The 17907-nt window shown below is 68.5% G+C and carries 13 protein-coding genes; 9 read left to right on the top strand and 4 right to left on the bottom strand.

The genetic code is table 11. The features are described from left to right. Positions 1–14: 14 nt before the first annotated feature. From OVY01_RS16245 to xylB, 7 genes are all read left to right on the top strand, one after another. Positions 15–1415 carry an ABC transporter substrate-binding protein gene (locus OVY01_RS16245; RefSeq protein ID WP_267848618.1) on the top strand — a complete coding sequence of 467 codons (1401 nt, stop codon included), beginning with the start codon at positions 15–17 and terminating at the stop codon, positions 1413–1415. 10 nt (positions 1416–1425) lie between these two features. After that, entirely contained in the window at positions 1426–2382 is a 957-nt protein-coding gene (locus OVY01_RS16240) for a carbohydrate ABC transporter permease (protein ID WP_267848617.1), read from the top strand. Beyond that, positions 2379–3320 (top strand): carbohydrate ABC transporter permease, encoded by a 942-nt coding sequence (locus tag OVY01_RS16235; RefSeq protein WP_267848616.1) that lies wholly within the window; start codon positions 2379–2381, stop codon positions 3318–3320. Before OVY01_RS16240 ends, OVY01_RS16235 begins: the two co-directional genes overlap by 4 nt. Then, a complete protein-coding gene (locus OVY01_RS16230) occupies positions 3317–4120 on the top strand; it encodes an HAD family hydrolase (protein WP_267848615.1) in 804 nt (267 codons plus the stop codon). The genes OVY01_RS16235 and OVY01_RS16230 overlap by 4 nt, the downstream gene beginning before the upstream one ends. 18 nt (positions 4121–4138) lie before the next feature. Continuing rightward, positions 4139–5269 carry an ABC transporter ATP-binding protein gene (locus OVY01_RS16225; protein ID WP_267848614.1) on the top strand — a complete coding sequence of 377 codons (1131 nt, stop codon included), beginning with the start codon at positions 4139–4141 and terminating at the stop codon, positions 5267–5269. Positions 5270–5364: 95 nt separating this feature from the next. Continuing rightward, on the top strand, positions 5365–6768 hold the full coding sequence (gene dalD, locus OVY01_RS16220; protein ID WP_267848613.1) for a D-arabinitol 4-dehydrogenase: 1404 nt from the start codon (positions 5365–5367) through the stop codon (positions 6766–6768). A gap of 49 nt (positions 6769–6817) precedes the next feature. Further along, entirely contained in the window at positions 6818–8305 is a 1488-nt protein-coding gene (xylB, locus tag OVY01_RS16215) for a xylulokinase (RefSeq protein ID WP_267848612.1), read from the top strand. A 55-nt stretch (positions 8306–8360) separates the two neighbouring features. On the opposite strand, the gene OVY01_RS16210 is transcribed toward xylB, so the two are convergent. Further along, positions 8361–9329 carry a sugar-binding transcriptional regulator gene (locus OVY01_RS16210; RefSeq protein WP_267848611.1) on the bottom strand — a complete coding sequence of 323 codons (969 nt, stop codon included), beginning with the start codon at positions 9327–9329 and terminating at the stop codon, positions 8361–8363. A 271-nt stretch (positions 9330–9600) separates the two neighbouring features. Here OVY01_RS16210 and OVY01_RS16205 point away from each other — a divergent pair, with 271 nt between their 5' ends. Continuing rightward, entirely contained in the window at positions 9601–10527 is a 927-nt protein-coding gene (locus tag OVY01_RS16205; RefSeq protein ID WP_267848610.1) for a 2-hydroxyacid dehydrogenase, read from the top strand. Positions 10528–10607: 80 nt separating this feature from the next. Here the strand turns inward: OVY01_RS16205 and OVY01_RS16200 are convergent, their stop codons facing one another. Then, positions 10608–11633, bottom strand: coding sequence for an aldo/keto reductase (locus OVY01_RS16200; protein WP_267848609.1), 1026 nt, complete (start codon positions 11631–11633; stop codon positions 10608–10610). Positions 11634–11771: 138 nt separating this feature from the next. Between OVY01_RS16200 and OVY01_RS16195 the strand changes: the two genes are divergently transcribed. Continuing rightward, positions 11772–12119, top strand: a complete 348-nt coding sequence (locus tag OVY01_RS16195) for a zinc ribbon domain-containing protein YjdM (protein WP_267848608.1) — start codon at positions 11772–11774, stop codon at positions 12117–12119. Between the two features lie 42 nt (positions 12120–12161). Here the strand turns inward: OVY01_RS16195 and OVY01_RS16190 are convergent, their stop codons facing one another. Together OVY01_RS16190 and OVY01_RS16185 are read right to left on the bottom strand one after the other, a co-directional pair. Beyond that, positions 12162–13214 (bottom strand): NAD(P)-dependent alcohol dehydrogenase, encoded by a 1053-nt coding sequence (locus tag OVY01_RS16190; RefSeq protein ID WP_267848607.1) that lies wholly within the window; start codon positions 13212–13214, stop codon positions 12162–12164. Between the two features lie 121 nt (positions 13215–13335). Further along, entirely contained in the window at positions 13336–17892 is a 4557-nt protein-coding gene (locus tag OVY01_RS16185) for a DEAD/DEAH box helicase (RefSeq protein ID WP_267848606.1), read from the bottom strand. Positions 17893–17907: the final 15 nt, after the last annotated feature.

Here is a 17907-nt window from a genome sequence, read left to right as displayed (position 1 = left end):
CAGGAGACAAGGTCATGATCAAGCGGCGCCCGCAATCGCGGAATTCTGGTGCTTTCCGTTCCCTGCCCCGCTCCGTTGCGCGGGCGTTGCTGCCGCTGGGGGCGGCGGCGATCCTCCCCGCTCTGTCGCTGTCGGCATCGCTGCTCTACGCGCCCACGGCGGCGGCAGCCACCACGGTGACGATCGGCACGATCAACAACCCCGACATGGTCGAGCTGAAAAAGCTCGCGCCGCAATTCGAGAAAGCGAACCCGGACATCAAGCTGAACTGGGTGACGCTCGAGGAGAACCTGCTGCGTCAGCGCCTGACCACCGACGTGACCACCGGCAGCGGCCAGTTCGACGTGATGACGATCGGCGCGTATGAAACGCCGCTGTGGGCCAAGCGCGGCTGGCTTGCACCCCTGACGAACCTGGGCGCGGCCTACGACGTGGACGACATCGTCAAGACCGCACGCGAAAGCCTGACCTATCAGGGTCAGCTGTACGCGCTGCCGTTCTACGTCGAAAGCTCGATGACCTTCTATCGCAAGGACCTGTTCGCCGCGAAGGGCCTGACGATGCCGGATGCGCCCACCTACGCGCAGATCGCCGATTTCGCCGCGAAGGTCGACGACCGCGCGCATGGCGTGTACGGCATCTGCCTGCGCGGCAAGGCCGGCTGGGGCGAGAACATGGCCTACTTCTCGACGCTGGTGAACACGAACGGCGGCCAGTGGTTCGACGAGAAGTGGCATGCGACGCTCAACACGCCCGAGTGGAAGAAGGCGCTGACCTACTATGTCGACATCCTGAAAAAATACGGCCCCCCGGGCGCGAGCTCGAATGGCTTCAACGAGAACCTGACGCTCATGTCCTCGGGCAAGTGCGCGATGTGGATCGATGCCACGGTGGCCGCCGGCCTGCTGTACAACAAGGGCCAGTCGCAGGTGGCGGACAAGATCGGCTTCGCCAACGCGCCGGTGGCGGTCACGCCCAAGGGCAGCCACTGGTTGTGGATGTGGTCGCTCGCCATTCCGAAAAGCTCCAAGTCACAGGACGCCGCGAAGAAATTCGTGACCTGGGCGACGTCGAAGGAGTATGTGCAACTGGTGGCGAAGGATGAGGGCTGGGCCTCGGCACCGGCCGGCACGCGTCAGTCGACGTACGCCAGCGCCGACTACCAGAAGGCCGCCCCGTTCTCGAAATTCGTCCTGCAGGCGATCGAAACCGCCAATCCGAACGACGCGACGCTGCACAAGGTCCCCTACACCGGCATCCAGTTCGTGGCCATTCCGGAATTCCAGTCGTTCGGCACCGTCGTCGGACAAAGCATCGCCGGCGCGCTGGCGGGCCAGTTGACGGTCGACCAGGCGCTCACGGCGGCGCAGGCAACGGCGGACCGCGCGGTACGCGCGGGCGGCTACCAGAAGTAAGGAGACAGTCATGGCCCACTCCCCGAGCGCAATTCCGTCCCCAGCGGCGCCCCCACCGACGCCCCTGCGTACGCCTGCGCCGGGGGGCGGGCGACGCGCCGGCCATCCGGCGCGCTGGTTGGCGCAACCTTCCATCCTCCTCCTGCTGGTATGGATGGCGGTGCCGCTGGCGATGACCATCTGGTTCTCGCTGATCCACTACAACCTGTTGAACCCGGATACCAAGGGTTTCGCGGGCATCTCGAACTACACTTTCCTGGCGACCGATCCCGCCTTCCTGCCGTCGATCATCAATACGCTGGTGTTGATCGGTTCGGTGCTGGCGATCACCGTCGTTGGCGGCATTCTTCTCGCGGTCCTGTTCGATCGGGAGTTCCTGGGTCAGGGCATCGCGCGGCTGCTGGTGATCTCGCCGTTTTTCGTGATGCCGACCGTGGCCGCGCTGATCTGGAAGAACATGATCCTGCATCCCGTCTACGGCGTGCTGGCGAAGGTCTTCCTCTGGCTGGGTCTGCAGCCCATCGACTGGTTCGCGACCGCGCCGATGGCCGGGGTGATCATGATCGTTGCCTGGCAATGGCTGCCGTTCGCCTTTCTGATCCTGTTCACCGCGATCCAGTCGCTGGACCAGGAACAAAAGGAAGCGGCACATCTGGACGGCGTGGGCCCGTTCGCCATGTTCTTTCACATCACGCTGCCGCACCTGCGGCGCGCGATCGCGGTGGTGGTGATGATCGAGACCATCTTCCTGCTGTCGATCTTCGCCGAGATCTATACGACCACGAGCGGCGGCCCCGGCACCGCGACCACCAACCTGTCCTATCTCATCTTCTCGCTCGGCCTGCAGCAGTTCGACGTCGGCCTCGCGTCGGCGGGCGGCATTCTCGCGGTGGTGCTGGCGAACGTCGTCTCGTTCTTCCTGGTGCGCATGCTGGCGAAGAACCTGAAGGGAGACCACGCCTCATGACCACGCCGAATCCTCTTTCCGCGGCGCCGCACGCGGCAGTGGCGCCCATCGCGCCGGCTGCGCGCCCCGACAGCGCCGGCGACGGCACGCGCGCCACGCCCCGCCCCGCCGTGCGCAAGGGCTGGCGGCGCGGCTGGCCGCTGCGCGCGCTGGCCGGCGTGGTCGCCTGGCTGATCGCGCTGGGGCTGTTCTTTCCGATCTTCTGGATGGCGCTGACCTCGATCAAGTCCGAGCAGCAGGCGTACTCGACCGCCTTCGTTTTCACGCCCACGCTGCAAAGCTTTCGCGATGTGCTGCTGGGCAGCAACTATTTCGGCTTTGCGTGGAATTCGGTGGCGATCGCGCTGGGCTCGACGGTGCTGTCCCTGCTGATCGCCGTGCCGGCCGCCTACGCGATGGCCTTCTTCCCGACGAAACGCACGCAGTCCACGCTGCTGTGGATGCTGTCGACGAAGATGATGCCGTCGGTGGGCGTGCTGGTGCCCATCTATCTCTTGTGGAAGTCTTCCGGCCTGCTCGATACCGTGACCGGCCTGGTGATCATCTACACGCTGATCAACCTGCCGATCGCCGTGTGGATGGCCTACACGTATTTCTGCGAAATTCCGCGCGAGATCCTCGAGGCGGCGCGCGTCGACGGCGCGACGGTCTGGACCGAGATCGTCTATCTGGTGCTGCCGATGGCGCTGCCCGGCATCGCGTCGACCGCCTTGCTGCTGGTGATCCTGTCGTGGAACGAGGCGTTCTGGAGCATCAATCTGTCGAGTTCGCACGCAGCCCCGCTGACGGTGTTCATCGCTTCGTTCTCGAGCCCCGAGGGCCTGTTCTGGGCGAAGCTGTCGGCGGCGTCGGTGCTCGCGGTCGCGCCGGTGCTGATCCTCGGCTGGGTATCGCAGAAACAGCTGGTGCGCGGCCTCACGTTCGGAGCGGTCAAATGATGCCGACCGCCACGGCCACCGGCCCCGGGCCGATCACGCATGTGGTGTGCGACTGCGACGGTGTGCTGGTCGATAGCGAAGCGGTCGCCTATGCGGCCCTGGTCGATGCGCTGCGCGCCCGGCTGCATCACCCCGCACTCGCCGAGGCCGTGCAGGACCGGCTCGGCCTGACCATCGAAACCCTGATCGCGGAGGTGGCGGCGGAGACCGGCGACACGCTTTCGGCGGTGGACATCGCGACACTGCGCGAGAGCGTCGAAGACGCGGTGCGGCATCATCAGACCGCGGTGCCGGGCATCGCGGCAGCGCTCGGCGCCCTCACGCAGCCGGTGGCGGTCGCCAGCAACAGCAGCCTGCCGCGCGTACGCGAAGCGGTGGCGCGCTGCGGCATCGGCCAGCTGGTGGGCGAGCGGATCTACACCGCCGACGTCGTGGGCGCGGCGAAACCGGCCCCCGGCGTCTACCTGGCGGCGTGCGCGGGCTTCGGCGCGCCGCCCGGCGCCTGCCTGGCGGTGGAGGACAGCGTCGCCGGTGTCACCGCCGCCGCGCGCGCGGGGTTGCGGGTGCTGGGTTTCGCCGGCGGCACGCATATCACCGCCGGCCCCGCGGGCGCGGCGCGCCTCGCCGGGCATATCGCCCGGCTGCGGCAGGCCGGCGCCCAGCAAGTCTTCGACGACATGCGCGCCCTGCCGGCGATCGTTCGCGCGCTGTCGCGCGGCGAGATGCCGGGCGATGCCAACGGCTGGATCCGGCTTTCGGATGTGGACGCCGCCCTCTCTCCCGATCATTCCGCGCCCTGAGCGCACCAGGAAAATTCCATGGCCCAACTCCAGATTCGCGACCTGCGCAAGACGTATGGCGACGCGGAAGTGATGCGCGACATCAATCTCGATATCGCCGACGGCGAATTCACGGTCTTCGTCGGTCCCAGCGGCTGCGGCAAGTCGACCCTGCTGCGCATGATCGCCGGACTCGAGGAGATCAGCGAGGGTGACCTGTTCATCGGCGAGCGGCGCGTCAACGACCTGCCGCCGTCCAAACGCGGCATCGCGATGGTGTTCCAGTCGTACGCGCTGTACCCGCACATGAACCTCTACGACAACATGGCGTTCGGCCTGAAGCTGGCCGGCAAGTCGAAGGCGGACATCGATCAGGCGGTGCGCGACGCCGCGCGCATCCTGCACATCGACCATCTGCTCGACCGCAAGCCGCGGCAGTTGTCGGGCGGCCAGCGGCAACGCGTCGCGATCGGCCGCGCCATCACGCGGCGCCCCGATGTCTTCCTGTTCGACGAGCCGCTGTCGAACCTCGACGCCGAACTGCGCGTCAAGATGCGGCTCGAATTCGCGCGTCTGCACGACGAGTTGAAGACCACGATGATCTACGTCACGCACGATCAGGTGGAGGCGATGACGCTCGCCGACAAGATCGTCGTGCTCTCCGCCGGCCGGATCGAACAGGTCGGCTCGCCGGCCGAGCTGTATCACGCGCCGGCCAACCGTTTCGTCGCCGGATTCATCGGCTCGCCGAAGATGAACTTCTTCAGCGGCGAGATCACCGCCATCGACGCCGACGGCATGCTCGTGCGCCTCGCCTCCGGCGCGGTGCAGCGCGCGGCGGTCACGACGGAGAATGCGCGCGTCGGGGCGCCGGTGACGTTGGGCGTGCGTCCCGAACACCTGCATCTGATCGAGGCCGGCGCCGCGATCAATCCGGCGGCGGTCATCCAGGCGCGCGCATCGGTCGTCGAATCGCTCGGCGACGTCGCCTATCTGTATGCCGATGCCGACGATGCGACGGACGGCATCATCGTGCGCGTGCCGCCGCTTGCCGTGCTGCCGCGCAATACAACGCTGTCGTTGAGCGTCGCGTCGCACCACGTGCATGTATTCGCCGCCGACGGCCGCGCGTACGCCAGGCTGCAGCCCGCGCACCGGCAGGCCGCCTGAGCGGCGCACCCGCCACTGCTTGCGACCGACCGCCCCGACCGACCGACCGACCGACCGATCCGATCCGCTCCCGCTCACGTTCACGCCCCGACACCATGACCCCTCCCGTCTCCCCCACGCCGAAGCGCATCCTGCACCTGGGCGCCGGCTCCTTTCACCGGGCGCATCAGGCCTGGTATCTGCACCGTCTGATCGAGGCCGGCGACACCGACTGGTCGCTTGCGGTCGGCAATATCCGCGGCGACGGCAACGCGTTGCTCGACGCGCTGGCCGCGCAGCAGGGCGTCTATACGCTGGAAACCGTCACGCCGCGCGGCGAACGCGCGTACGAAACGATCCGCTCGATCCGCCAGGTACTGCCCTGGGAAGCGGACCTCGCCACGCTGATCGACGTGGGCGCCGCGCCCGAGACGCGCATCATTTCGTTCACCGTCACCGAAGGCGGCTATTACCTCGACGAGCATCACCGGCTCGATCTCTCGCATGCGGATCTGCAGGCCGACATCGCGGGCGGACGCACGACCTTGTACGGCGCGCTCGCCGCGATCCTGCGCGCGCGCGTCGCGCGCGAGGGCGGCCCGCTGACCCTGCAGAATTGCGACAACCTGCGCAGCAACGGCGAGCGCTTTCGCGAAGGCATGTTGCAGTTTCTCGAATTGACCGGGGACCCGGCGCTGCGCGACTGGTTCCTCGACAACACCACCAGCCCGAACGCGATGGTCGACCGGATCGTGCCGCGTCCCGGCGACGACGTGCGCACGCGCGTCGCCGCGGCCGGTTTCACCGCGGATGGCGTTGCCGATACCGTGCCGGTGATGGGCGAAAGTTTCATCCAGTGGGTGATCGAGGACGAATTCATCGCCGGGCGCCCCGCGTGGGAGAGGGTCGGCGCGCAGATGGTCGAATCGGTGCTGCCCTACGAGGAAGCGAAGATCCGCATCCTGAACGCCAGTCACAGCGCGATCGCCTGGGCCGGGACGCTGGCCGGCCTGCAGTTCATCCACGAGGGCACCGCCGACGCCACGATCCGTGGGATGGCGTACGACTACGTCACCACCGACGTCATTCCCTGCCTGTCGCCGAGTCCGATCGATCTCGCCGCCTATCGCGACACCGTGCTGGAGCGCTTCGGCAATCCCAATATCCGCGACACCAACCAGCGCGTCGCCGCAGACGGCTTCTCGAAAATCCCCGGATTCATCGCACCGACGATTCGCGAATGTCTGGCTGCGGGTAAACCCGTCGATGCCACCGCACGCCTTCCGGCGCTATTCTTCGTCTTTCTCGAAGCATGGCACCACGGGCGTCTACCCTATGCCTATCAGGACGGCGTGATGTCGCCCGCGACCACGCACGCCCTGTTCGACGGTCCGGATCCGCTCGCGGCGTTTGCCGCCGACCGCCTGCTGTGGGGTTCGCTGGCCGCGCGCGAGGATCTGCTCGTGCCGCTGCGCGCGCAGGTGGACGCGGTGCGTGCGTGGCTCGCGCAGCGCGCCTGATCCCCGGCACGCCGGCATGCTGGCGGCGGCGCTCTTTCCAGGAAGGTTTATGTATCTCGGCATCGATCTCGGCACCTCCGAGGTAAAGGTTTTGCTGCTCGACGGCAGCGCTCAGGTAGTGGGCACCGCGAGCGCGCCGTTCGACGTGTCGCGGCCGCAGCCGCGCTATGCCGAGCAGAATCCGGAAGACTGGTGGACCGGAACCTGCGCGGCGCTCGACACGCTGCGCGCCGCGCATCCCGACGCGTACGCGGGCATCCGCGGCCTCGGCCTGACCGGCCAGATGCATGGCGCGACGCTGCTCGACGCCGAGGACCGGGTGCTGCGCCCGGCGATTCTGTGGAACGACATGCGCAGCGTCGACGAATGCGCGCTGCTGCTGGCGCGCGAGCCCGAGACGCTCGCCATCACCGGCAACCTGGCGATGCCCGGCTTCACCGCGCCGAAGCTGCTCTGGGTGGCGAAGCACGAGCCCGAGATCTTCGCTCGCGTGCGGCACGTGCTGCTGCCCAAGGACTATCTGCGGTTGCGGCTGACCGGCGAGTACGTGTCCGACCCGTCGGACGCGGCCGGCACGCTGTGGCTCGACGTCGCCCGGCGCGAGTGGTCGGACCGGATGCTGGCCGCATGCGGCATGCGGCGCGAGCAGATGCCCCGGCTTGTGGAGGGCAGTGCCGCGTCCGGGGCGCTGCTGCCCGACGTCGCGGCGCGCCTCGGCCTCGCGCCGGACGTGGCGATCGCCGGCGGCGGGGGCGACAACGCGGGCAGCGCGATCGGCATCGGCGCGACGCAGCCCGGCGACGGGTTCATCTCGCTCGGCACGTCGGGCGTGCTGTTCGTCGTCAACGACCGTTTCCGGCCGAATCCCGCCTCCGCGGTGCATGCGTTCTGCCACGCGCTACCGGGACGCTGGCATCAGATGAGCGTGGTGCTCTCGGCCGCCAGCTGCCTGCGCTGGGCGTGCAAGCTGACCGGCGTGAACGAAACCACGCTGCTTGCGGAAGTCGCGCCGCTGGGCGCCGCCGCGCGCCGCGCCGCGCCGATCTTCCTCCCCTACCTGTCGGGCGAACGCACGCCGCACAACGACCCGTACGCGCAGGGTTTGCTGTTCGGCATCACGCACGAGACGAATCGCGCGCAGTTGGGCTACGCGGTGCTCGAGGGCGTGGCGTTTTCGCTGGCCGACGGTCTGGCGGCTCTACGCGGCGCGGGCACCGAAGTGACGGCGTTGTCGCTGGTGGGCGGCGGTTCGCGCAGCCCCTATTGGGCGCAGTTGATCGCCGACGCGCTCGGCCTGCGCATCCGCCTGCACGACGGCGCGGAAGCGGGCGCGGCGCTTGGCGCGGCCACGCTCGGCTGGCTGGCGGCGGGCGGGCGCGAGGAGGACGTCTTGCGGCGCCCGCCGGTGCACGCCGAGTTCCTGCCGAACGCCGAACGGGGCGCGGCGCTGCAAAGCCGGCTTGCGCGGTTTCGCGAGATCTACCGCGTCAACGCGCCGCTGTTCGCCGCCGCGGGGGCGGAGCAGGACGCGCTCTGAAACACCGATCGGGGCACGACCCCGGTGCCACCGGCCGCGGCGACACGACCGCGATTCAGAACGCCACGGCAGCGCTTCCCTGCTCCAGCACCGCGCGCGCGCATCGCTCGTCGGTCACGAGCCCCGTCAGCCAGCCGCCCCGCAGCACCGCCGCCACCGCGCGATGCTTCGCCGCGCCGCCCGCGAAGCCGATCGTCGGCATCCGCGGCGGCACGTGCAGCGTGATGCTGGTGAGACGCCGCTGGCAGGGCGCGTCGACGATCCGTCCCTCTGCGTCGATCGAGCGGCCCAGCAACTCCCCCACCGCACCGCGCGCCATCAGGTCGAGCACTTCGGCGCGCGTGATGAAGCCGTCGGCTTCCTGCGGGCAGTCCGGCCCGATATCGCCGATGCCGACGAAGGAGACGTCGGCCGCCGCGCTCAGACGCTCGACCACCTGGTACAGACGGTGATTGCACCACTGTCGCGATTCCTCCTCGTTGTCCGCCATCAGCGGCGCGGGCATCAGGAAACGCTTGCAGCCGAGTCTTTCCGAAATGAGGGTGGCGACGTCGTAGGGATTCGACGAACCGTCCTGGGCGATCGTGCCGACCATCGACACCAGGCGGTGCTGAACGCGCTCCAGCGGCGAGAGTTCGGCGACCGCCGATTTCAACGTCCGGCCGCTGCTGACGCTGACGACGATCGGCGTCTCGCTGCCCAGGAAACGCTCGAACATGTCGGCCGAGGCCACGGCGAGTTTCTTTTTGAGATCGTCTTCGCTGTCGTCGTCGAACGGCACCACCTCGCACAGGGCCAGCCCGAAACGCTCGGACAGCGCCGCGGCCAGCGACAGGCAATCGGCGACGCGATGCTCGACCCGCACGCGCACGAGGTTCTTCTCCACCGCGAGCGCGATCAGCCGCTGCACGACCGGGCGCGACACGGCCAGCGCCTCCGCGATCTCGTGCTGGGTCCTGCCGGCAACGTAATACAGCCACGCCGCGCGCGCCGCGACATCGAGTTTTTCCTGGGATCTCGGCACGTGATTCAGTAGACGCTAAGCTGACGCTGGAAAGAAGGACCGCGGCATGAAGGGTGCGGCATCACGGGTGCGGCATCACGGGTACGGCATGGTCCGCACGAAGCGAAAAGTCGCACGTGCACGGCAGGATACGGCCCTCAGTGTAACGCCAGCGCACGGCAAAAGGCGATGAATGCCGGGCCAGGACGCGGTATCCTCGCGAATATTCCGGTATCCCGCGATATGCTTGCCGCTGCCCCCTCTCCCTTTGATCCTTCACTTTCATTCGCCAATGAAACCCGTCCTGCTCGTCACGATTGCGCTCAAGCCCCCCTTCATTGCCGATCTCGAAAAAACCTTCGACGTGGTCTATGCACCCGATGCGCCGGTGGCCGCGCTGGGTGCGCGCTGCGCGGACATCGCCATCGTGCTGACGAACGGCGTTTCGGGTCTCTCGGCGGCGGACATGGATCTGCTGCCCGCCCTGCGCCTTGTCAGCGCGATGGGCGCGGGATATGAAAATATCGATATCGCGTACGCCCGGTCGCGCGGCATCGTCGTCTCGAACGGCGCGGGAACGAACGACGACAATGTCGCGGATCACGCGCTCGCCCTGCTGCTGGCGACAGTGCGGCGCATTCCCGTGCTCGACCGGGCGACGCGCAACGGCATCTGGCGCGATGCGCTGCCGCTCGACCCCAGCGTCTCGGGCAAACGGGCCGGCATCATCGGCCTGGGCCGCATCGGCGAGAAGATCGCGCGGCGCATCGGCGCGTTCGATTGCGAGATAGGCTATTACAGCCGCACCCGCCGCGACCACAGCCCCTACCGGTATTTCGCCGACCTCGTGTCGCTCGCCGAATGGAGCGATTTCCTGGTGGTGGCTACTCCCGGCGGTGCATCGACCCGCCACATGGTGAACGCGGACGTGCTGCGTGCGCTGGGGCCGCGCGGGTTTCTCGTGAACATCGCCCGGGGCAGCGTCGTCGATACCGCGGCGCTGGCAAGCGCGCTCGGCGCGGGGACCGTCGCCGGTGCCGGCCTCGACGTGTACGAGAGCGAGCCGGACGCGCCCGTCGCACTGCTCGGTTTCGAGCAGGTGGTACTGACGCCGCACCTGGCGGGACGTTCGCCCGAGGCGCTACAGGCGTCGATCGATCTCTTCATCGACAACGCCCGCCGGCATCTCGCCGGCGAGGCGGTCAGCACGCCGCTCTGACGACTCGCGCGGACCACCCGACGGCCACCCGACGGCCGCGCGACGCTGGTTCGGCGGCCTTCAGCGCGGCTCCGCCGGACTCAGACCGGCGATGGATTGCGTTCGGCGAAACCGCGCTGGTGCCAGTACGGATAGGGCGGCGTGACCTCGCTCGCCTTGTCGAGTCGCGCCACCTGCTCGGGCGTGAGGTTCCAGCCGACCGCGCCCAGGTTCTGCCGCAACTGTTCCTCGTTGCGCGCGCCGATCAGCACGGTGGCGACGGTCGGCCGCTGCAACAGCCAGTTCAACGCGATCTGCGGCACCGTCTTGCCGGTCTGCGTTGCGATCTCGTCGAGCGCATCGACGATCCTGTACAGGTGCTCGTCGTCGACCTGCGGGCCCTGTTCGGCGGTCTTGTGCAGGCGGCTGTTCGCAGGCAACGGCTGCCCGCGCCGCAGTTTGCCGGTGAGACGTCCCCAGCCGAGCGGGCTCCAGATCACCGCGCCCACGCCCTGATCGATGCCCTGCGGCATCAGTTCCCATTCGTAGTCGCGGTGCAGCAGCGAGTAATACGCCTGGTTCGCGACGTAGCGCGGATAACCGTAGCGATCCGCGGTGTCGAGCGACTTCTGCAAATGCCAGCCGGAGAAATTCGAGACGCCGGTGTAGCGGATCTTGCCCGCGCGCACGAGATCGTCGAGCGTCGACAGGACTTCGGCAACCGGCGTGCGGGCATCGAAACCGTGCAACTGGAAAAGATCGATGTAATCGGTGCCGAGACGCTTGAGCGCGGCATTGACCGCATTGGTCAGATGAAACCGCGACGACCCCACGTTGTTGGGCGTGTCGTCGACGCGAAACGTCGCCTTCGTCGAAATCAGCACCTTGTCGCGCCGTCCCTTGAGCGCTTCGCCGAGGATCGATTCGGATGCGCCACTGGAATAGATGTCGGCGCTGTCGAACAGCGTGACGCCGGCATCCAGGCTGATGTCCACCAGCCGCCGCGCTTCGGCGACGTCGGTCGCGCCCCAGGCGGCGAAGAAATCCCCCTTGCCGCCGAAGGTGGCGGTGCCGAGACTCAGAACGGGTACCTGAAAACCGGAAGCGCCGAGATAACGATATTCCATGGAAATGCTCCTTTGAGGATGCGGTGAAAGCGGCAGAAGGTGGTGATGGAGCCGCGCCGGGCGGCAGCGGGAGCGGGAGCGAAGCGGTTATACTGCCGCTCCTTCCCGCTGATTCCTGCTTATTCCTGCGAGTGCCCCATGTCGACCACCCCTGCCTGCCCGCAATGTGCAATGGAAAACACCTATCCGGACGCGGACAACATCGTCTGCGCGGATTGCGGATATGAATGGTCGGCCCAGGCCGCCGCGGAGCACGCGGGAGAGGCCGAGGCCGACGCCGTGGTGCGCGATGCCAATGGTACGCCCCTGCAAAACGGGGACGCGGTGGTGCTGATCAAGGACCTGAAGGTGAAAGGGTCTTCCATCACCCTCAAGGTAGGCACCAAGGTCAAGAGCATCCGTCTCGCCAGCGGCGATCACGAAGTGGATTGCAAGCTCGACAGCGGCAGCTACATGCTGAAAGCCTGCTTCCTGCGCAAGGCCTGAAACACGCGCGGGACAAGACCCGCGCGCGGTTTGGCGCCCTTTTTACTTGCGCAGCGACTTGCTGTCGATCACGAAACGGTATTTGACGTCGCTCTTCAGCATGCGCTCGTACGCCTCGTTGATCTGATCGATCGAGATCATCTCGATATCCGACACGATATTGTGCTCGGCGCAGAAATCCAGCATTTCCTGGGTTTCGGCGATGCCGCCGATCAGCGAACCCGCCAGGCGCCGGCGCTTGAAGATCAGGTTGCCGACCGACGGCGACGGGTGCGGGCTGTCCGGCAGGCCGACCAGCGCCATCGTGCCGTCGCGCTTGAGCAGTTCCATGAACGGGTCGAGGTTGTGCTTGGCGGCAACCGTGTTCAGGATGAAATCGAAGGTGTTGACGTGCGGCTTGAATTCGTCGGGATTCTTCGAGACGACGACTTCATCGGCGCCCAGACGCTTCGCATCGTCGATTTTCGACGGCGACGTGGTGAACAGCACCACGTGCGCGCCCATCGCGTGCGCGAGCTTGACGCCCATGTGGCCCAGGCCGCCGAGACCGACGATACCGACCTTCATGCCCGCCTTCACGCCCCATTCCTTCAACGGCGAGTAGGTGGTGATGCCCGCGCACAGCAGCGGCGCGACGCCCGCCGGATCGAGATTCTCGGGCACGCGCAGCGTGAAGGCCTCGTCGACGACCATGTCGGTCGAGTAGCCGCCGGTGGTGCGCTTGCCGTCCTGGCGGTCCGGATCGTTGTACGTGCCGGTGAAGCCGTTGTTGCAATATTGTTCCAGGCCGTCGCGACAATTCACGCAGGTCCGGCACGAATCGACCATGCAGCCGACGCCGACCAGATCGCCCACCTTGTAGCGGGTGACTTCCGGGCCGACCCGCGTGACGCGGCCGACGATCTCGTGACCCGGAACGATCGGGTACTGGGTGACGCCCCACTCGTTGCGCGCCATGTGTAGGTCGGAATGGCACACGCCGCAGAACATGACGTCGATCGCCAGATCGTGATCGCGCAGCGCGCGGTGCGTCAGGTCGAAGGGTGCGAGGGGCGTGGTGGGGCTTTGCGCCGCATAGGCGTGGGTGGTGGTCATGTAGCTCTCCAGAAGGGGAAATGAACGCGTCGGTCGGATCGTGGAACCGGACCGCCCCGGGCCGGAAGGTGTGGGAAATCGCACCAGGCCAGGTTTTCGGCGTCACCGCCCCAAATTAACACTAGTTGGTTTTTGTTGCAGGCGATGCGCGCGGCGCGCTTTCCCGCCGCCCCCCCGGCAGATCCACCAGCCGGCCCGCCAGACGCAAACGCGCCTGCTCGCGCGCCGCGGCGTCGAGTTCGCGCCCGTAGTGGAATTTTCCGGCGACGAGGCTCGCCACCGGCACGCCGTCCCGGTACAGCAGCCGGTTTGCCGCCAGCGCGGGCACCTTGTCGCCCGCGAGCAGCGTGCCGACGAGGTTCAGCGGGTCCGCCCCCGATACGACCAGCCAGGCATCGTCGGGCGCGCGCCGGCGGATCTCGCGCAGGACCGGCACGGCTTCGGGCAGCGCGAACTGCTCGCCGACGGGGCCGTCGACGAAACGGCCGCCCCGGATATCGCCGCGCGCTTCCAGCCGGTGATAGACCCGCAACAGATCGCGCCACGGCGGCAGCCAGTCGGCCTCGCGTTCGAGCAAGCGCCAGAAGACCACGCCATAGCGGCGCAACAGGGTCATCGCCACGTGTTCGACCGCGTCGGCGTCGGGCGTCGCGGTCGGCACGACCGGTGCCCGCCGCACCAGCGCCCAGCGCCCCGCGTCGGCCATGCCGCCGATGAAACGTCCGTGCCCGCGGCGCCCGCGCGGCCCGCCCCCATGCCCGCCCCACGGATTGCGCCGCACCTGCGGCGCGACCAGCGCGCGCAGCCCCGCAAAACTGTCGGAGGTGACGTCGCCCGCGGCGACGAGCTCGCCGAGCGCGCTTTCGAGTTCGGCGGGCAGCACGCGCAGTTCGGCGAGCAGTTCGTCGAAGAACATCGCCCCATCCCGGGCCAGCAGCGCATGCACCGGCTGCGCGCGGGGCGAGCGCGTCGTCTCCGAGGCCTGCGGCAATAACCCGCGCCACGTGTCGAGCCGCCGCCGCGGCAGCAATACGACCGGCGTGCCGCGCACCGGCTGCGCCGCGCCGCCGTGGCCGTTGTCCGGGCGTGGTCGGCTCGACAGGCGGGCCCAGGCGAGACGCCCGGCGCGGCACAGATCGTCGAGCCAGGCGCGTTCGTAGTCGCGCACCCGGGCCGGCAGGATGTCTTCTTCCCAGGCCGCCGCCGCGCCCTGGAATCCTTCCAGTTGCGCGAGCGCCGCGTTCAACGCTTCGTGTCCCTCGCCCTGGGTCGCGGGCGTCAGATGCTGCCAGTCGAACAGGAAACGCATGAAATCGCGCGGCGCGACCGGTTCGATCTCGCGGCGCAACCGCTTGACGGTGTAGCGGTGAATGCGCGCCAGCAAATGGCGCTCGCACCACTCCTCCTCCGGCGCGCCCGGCGTGAAGCGGCCACGCAGCAGATATCCCTGCGCCTCCAGTTGCGTGAGCGCCCGCGCGACGGCCGACGCGGGCAGTGCCAGCGGCCGGGCGAGCGCGCCCACCGGCACCGGACCGACACCGCCCAGGCGCGCGCGCACGACCTCGACGACCGCTGCGGCTTCGGTCTCGGCTTCGGTCTCGCCGTCGACGCCCGTCGCGACCGTGGCTCCGGCATCGCCGCCGGTGTTCCTGTCGGGCGCGGCGGCGGGCACCCGCAGCACCGGCGCCATCGTCGCCTGCGGAAAAATCGCGCGCAGGCAGGCGAGCCGTTCGAGCGGCACCCAGAGCGCGTCGTCGCGCGCCACCTGCATGCGGGTGGCGCGCCCGGCGCGCGCCAGCTGCGCGAGCCAGTCGTCCCATCCCGCATGCACGGCGGCTTCCGCCGCGGTGACGCAGGCCAGACTGACCAGCGCCTCGTGCATTTCATCGGCGCTGCGCACGCGCGGCCAGGCCTCCTCGCGCACGCCGGCGATCGCCTCGGCGTCGAGCGCGCCGAGATCGTCCACCGCGGCCGGATCTGACCAGCGCCGGTTCAGCACCGCGCGCGTGCGCCGCTCCTCCAGCGGCGCGTCGTCGAGAAACGCATAGGGGCGCGCATTGAGGATCTCGGCCGCCAGCGGCGACGGCGCGGGCAGGTCGCGCGTCAGCAGGCGGATCGCGCCCGACTCCATGCGCCGCAACACCGCCAGCCAGCCTTCGGCGTCCATCGCTTCGTGCAGGCAATCGTCGAGCGTCTGGTCGACCAGCGGGTGGCTCGGCAGCTCACGTTCGCCGACGATATTTTCGAGACAGGCGACCTGATCGGGAAACACGGTGGCCAGCAGGTCGTCGCTTTTCATCCGCTGCAATTGGGGCGCCACCTTGCGCCCGCCGGTGAAGCGCGGCAAGGCCAGCGCGGTGGTCGCGTTCCAGCGCCAGCGCACGCCGAACAGCGGCGCGTCGAGCAGCGCCTGCACGAGAATGCCCTCGGCGGTACGGCTGTGCAGATAGCGCCAGACCTCGTCGAGCGCGAAGCTGTGGCTGGTCGACAGCGACAGGACGATGGCATCCTCGGTCGCGGCGGCCTGCAGCTCGAAATTGAAGGTACGGCAGAAACGCTTGCGCAGCGCGAGGCCCCAGGCGCGGTTGACGCGGCTGCCGAACGGCGTGTGGATCACCAGTTGCGCGCCGCCCGATTCGTCGAAGAAACGTTCCATGACGAGCGTGTCGCGCGTGGGCAGTTCGCCAAGCGCCGCGCGGGCCCGCGCCAGATACTCGACGATCTGCCGCGCGGCGGCATCGTCGAGACCGAGCGCATCGCGCAACCAGCCGATCGCGTGCTCCAGCGCCGCGGCGCCCTCGCGTTCGGCGAGCAGCCGGTCGATCTCGCCGCGCAGGCGCGCGACGCCGATCGACAGTTCGTCGCTGCGCCCGGGCGCCTCGCCGAGCCAGAACGGGATGTTCGGCGGCTGCCCCTGCGCGTTCTCCACGCGCACGCGGCCGGTTTCGATTTTCAGGATCCGATACGACGCGTTGCCGAGCTGGAAGACATCGCCGGCGAGGCTCTCCACCGCGAAGTCCTCGTTGACCGTGCCGATGGTGACGCTTTGCGGCTCGAGCGAGACGGTGAAATCGGCGTTTTCGGGAATCGTGCCGCCGGCACTGACGGCGGTCAGCTTCGCGCCGCGCCGGCCGCGCAGCGTGCCGCTGACGATATCGCGGTGCACATAGGCGCCGCGCGGGCCGTGACGGCTCGTGTAGCCATCCGCCAGCATCCGCAGCACCGCATCGTACTGCGCGCGCTCGAGCGCCGCGTAGGGCGTGGCGCGCCGGACCAGCGCGAACAGCGCGTCCTCGTCCCATTCCCGGCACGACACCTCGGCGACGATCTGCTGGGACAGCACGTCGAGCGGCGCGCGGGGCATTTTCAGGATATCGAGTTCGCCACGGCGCACGCAGTCGAGCAGCGCCGCGCATTCGATGAGGTCGTCGCGCGAGGTGGGAAACAGACGCCCTTTCGGCGTGCCGCCCACCTGGTGGCCGGAACGTCCGACGCGTTGCAAAAAGGACGCGATGCTGCGCGGCGAACCCAGCTGGCAGACCAGATCGACGTCGCCGATATCGATGCCGAGTTCGAGGGACGCGGTAGCCACCAGTACCTGCAACGCGCCGCGCTTGAGCCGTTGCTCGGCGTCGAGCCGGTGCTCTTTCGCGAGACTGCCGTGGTGCGCGGCGACCGCCTCCTTGCCGAGACGATCGGTCAGGTGCCGCGCGGTGCGCTCGGCCATGCGCCGCGTATTCACGAAGATCAGCGTGGTGCGATGCTGCACCGCCAGTTCGGCGAGCCGGTCGTATACGCGTTCCCAGACCTCGTTCGCCATGACCGCGTCGAGCGGCACCGGCGGCACTTCCAGCGCCAGATCCCGTTCGCGGATATGGCCGATGTCGACGATCGCGCAGGCGGGCGGATCGACCAGGGGCGCCGCGTTCCCGCCCCGCGCGCGCGCGCCATCCGCGTTGCCGCCATCCTCGCGCCCGGTACCGCGCTGGTCGCCGGCACCCACCAGGAAACGCGCCACCTGCCCGATGGGTTTTTGCGTCGCCGACAGGCCGATGCGCGTCGGCGGCCGCTCGCACAGCGCATCGAGCCGTTCGAGGCTCAGCGACAAATGGCTGCCGCGCTTGCTGCCCGCCACCGCGTGGATCTCGTCGACGATCACCGTGCGCACCGTCGCCAGCATGCGGCGCCCGGAATCCGAACCGAGCAGCACGTAGAACGATTCGGGCGTGGTGACGACGATATGCGGCGCGCGCCGGGTCATCGCCGCCCGCTCGCGCTGCGGCGTGTCGCCGGTACGCACGGCGGTGCGGATCGCGACCGCCGGCAGACCGAGCGCGTCCAGTTCGCGCGCGATGCCGGCAAGCGGCGCGTCGAGGTTGAGGCGGATGTCGTTGGACAGTGCCTTCAGCGGGGAAATATAGAGGACGGCGGTCTCGTCGGGCAGCACGCCGCCGGCGGCGATGCCGCGCACCACCAGTTCGTCGAGCGCGGCGAGAAACGCGGTCAGCGTCTTGCCCGAGCCGGTCGGCGCGGCGACCAGCGTCGATTGCCCGCTGCGCACGCGGGGCCAGGCGGCGGCCTGCGCGGCGGTGGGCGCGGGAAACGTGCGATGGAACCAGCGCGCCACGGCCGGATGGAAATCCGCCAGCGCGTCGTCATCCGGGGCGAGAGGGGTCATGTCCCGTAAATGGGG

Source organism: Robbsia betulipollinis, assembly GCF_026624755.1.
Classification (GTDB): domain Bacteria; phylum Pseudomonadota; class Gammaproteobacteria; order Burkholderiales; family Burkholderiaceae; genus Robbsia; species Robbsia betulipollinis.
This window is presented reverse-complemented; position numbering and strand designations above follow the sequence as displayed.

Excerpts from the sequence above, each read along its gene's own strand:
- OVY01_RS16245 (WP_267848618.1), top strand. The coding sequence starts at position 15 with ATGATCAAGCGGCGCCCGCAATCGCGGAATTCTGGTGCTTTCCGTTCC.
- OVY01_RS16240 (WP_267848617.1), top strand. The coding sequence starts at position 1,426 with ATGGCCCACTCCCCGAGCGCAATTCCGTCCCCAGCGGCGCCCCCACCG.
- OVY01_RS16235 (WP_267848616.1), top strand. The coding sequence starts at position 2,379 with ATGACCACGCCGAATCCTCTTTCCGCGGCGCCGCACGCGGCAGTGGCG.
- OVY01_RS16230 (WP_267848615.1), top strand. The coding sequence starts at position 3,317 with ATGATGCCGACCGCCACGGCCACCGGCCCCGGGCCGATCACGCATGTG.
- OVY01_RS16225 (WP_267848614.1), top strand. The coding sequence starts at position 4,139 with ATGGCCCAACTCCAGATTCGCGACCTGCGCAAGACGTATGGCGACGCG.
- dalD (WP_267848613.1), top strand. The coding sequence starts at position 5,365 with ATGACCCCTCCCGTCTCCCCCACGCCGAAGCGCATCCTGCACCTGGGC.
- xylB (WP_267848612.1), top strand. The coding sequence starts at position 6,818 with ATGTATCTCGGCATCGATCTCGGCACCTCCGAGGTAAAGGTTTTGCTG.
- OVY01_RS16205 (WP_267848610.1), top strand. The coding sequence starts at position 9,601 with ATGAAACCCGTCCTGCTCGTCACGATTGCGCTCAAGCCCCCCTTCATT.
- OVY01_RS16200 (WP_267848609.1), bottom strand. The coding sequence starts at position 11,633 with ATGGAATATCGTTATCTCGGCGCTTCCGGTTTTCAGGTACCCGTTCTG.
- OVY01_RS16195 (WP_267848608.1), top strand. The coding sequence starts at position 11,772 with ATGTCGACCACCCCTGCCTGCCCGCAATGTGCAATGGAAAACACCTAT.
- OVY01_RS16190 (WP_267848607.1), bottom strand. The coding sequence starts at position 13,214 with ATGACCACCACCCACGCCTATGCGGCGCAAAGCCCCACCACGCCCCTC.
- OVY01_RS16185 (WP_267848606.1), bottom strand. The coding sequence starts at position 17,892 with ATGACCCCTCTCGCCCCGGATGACGACGCGCTGGCGGATTTCCATCCG.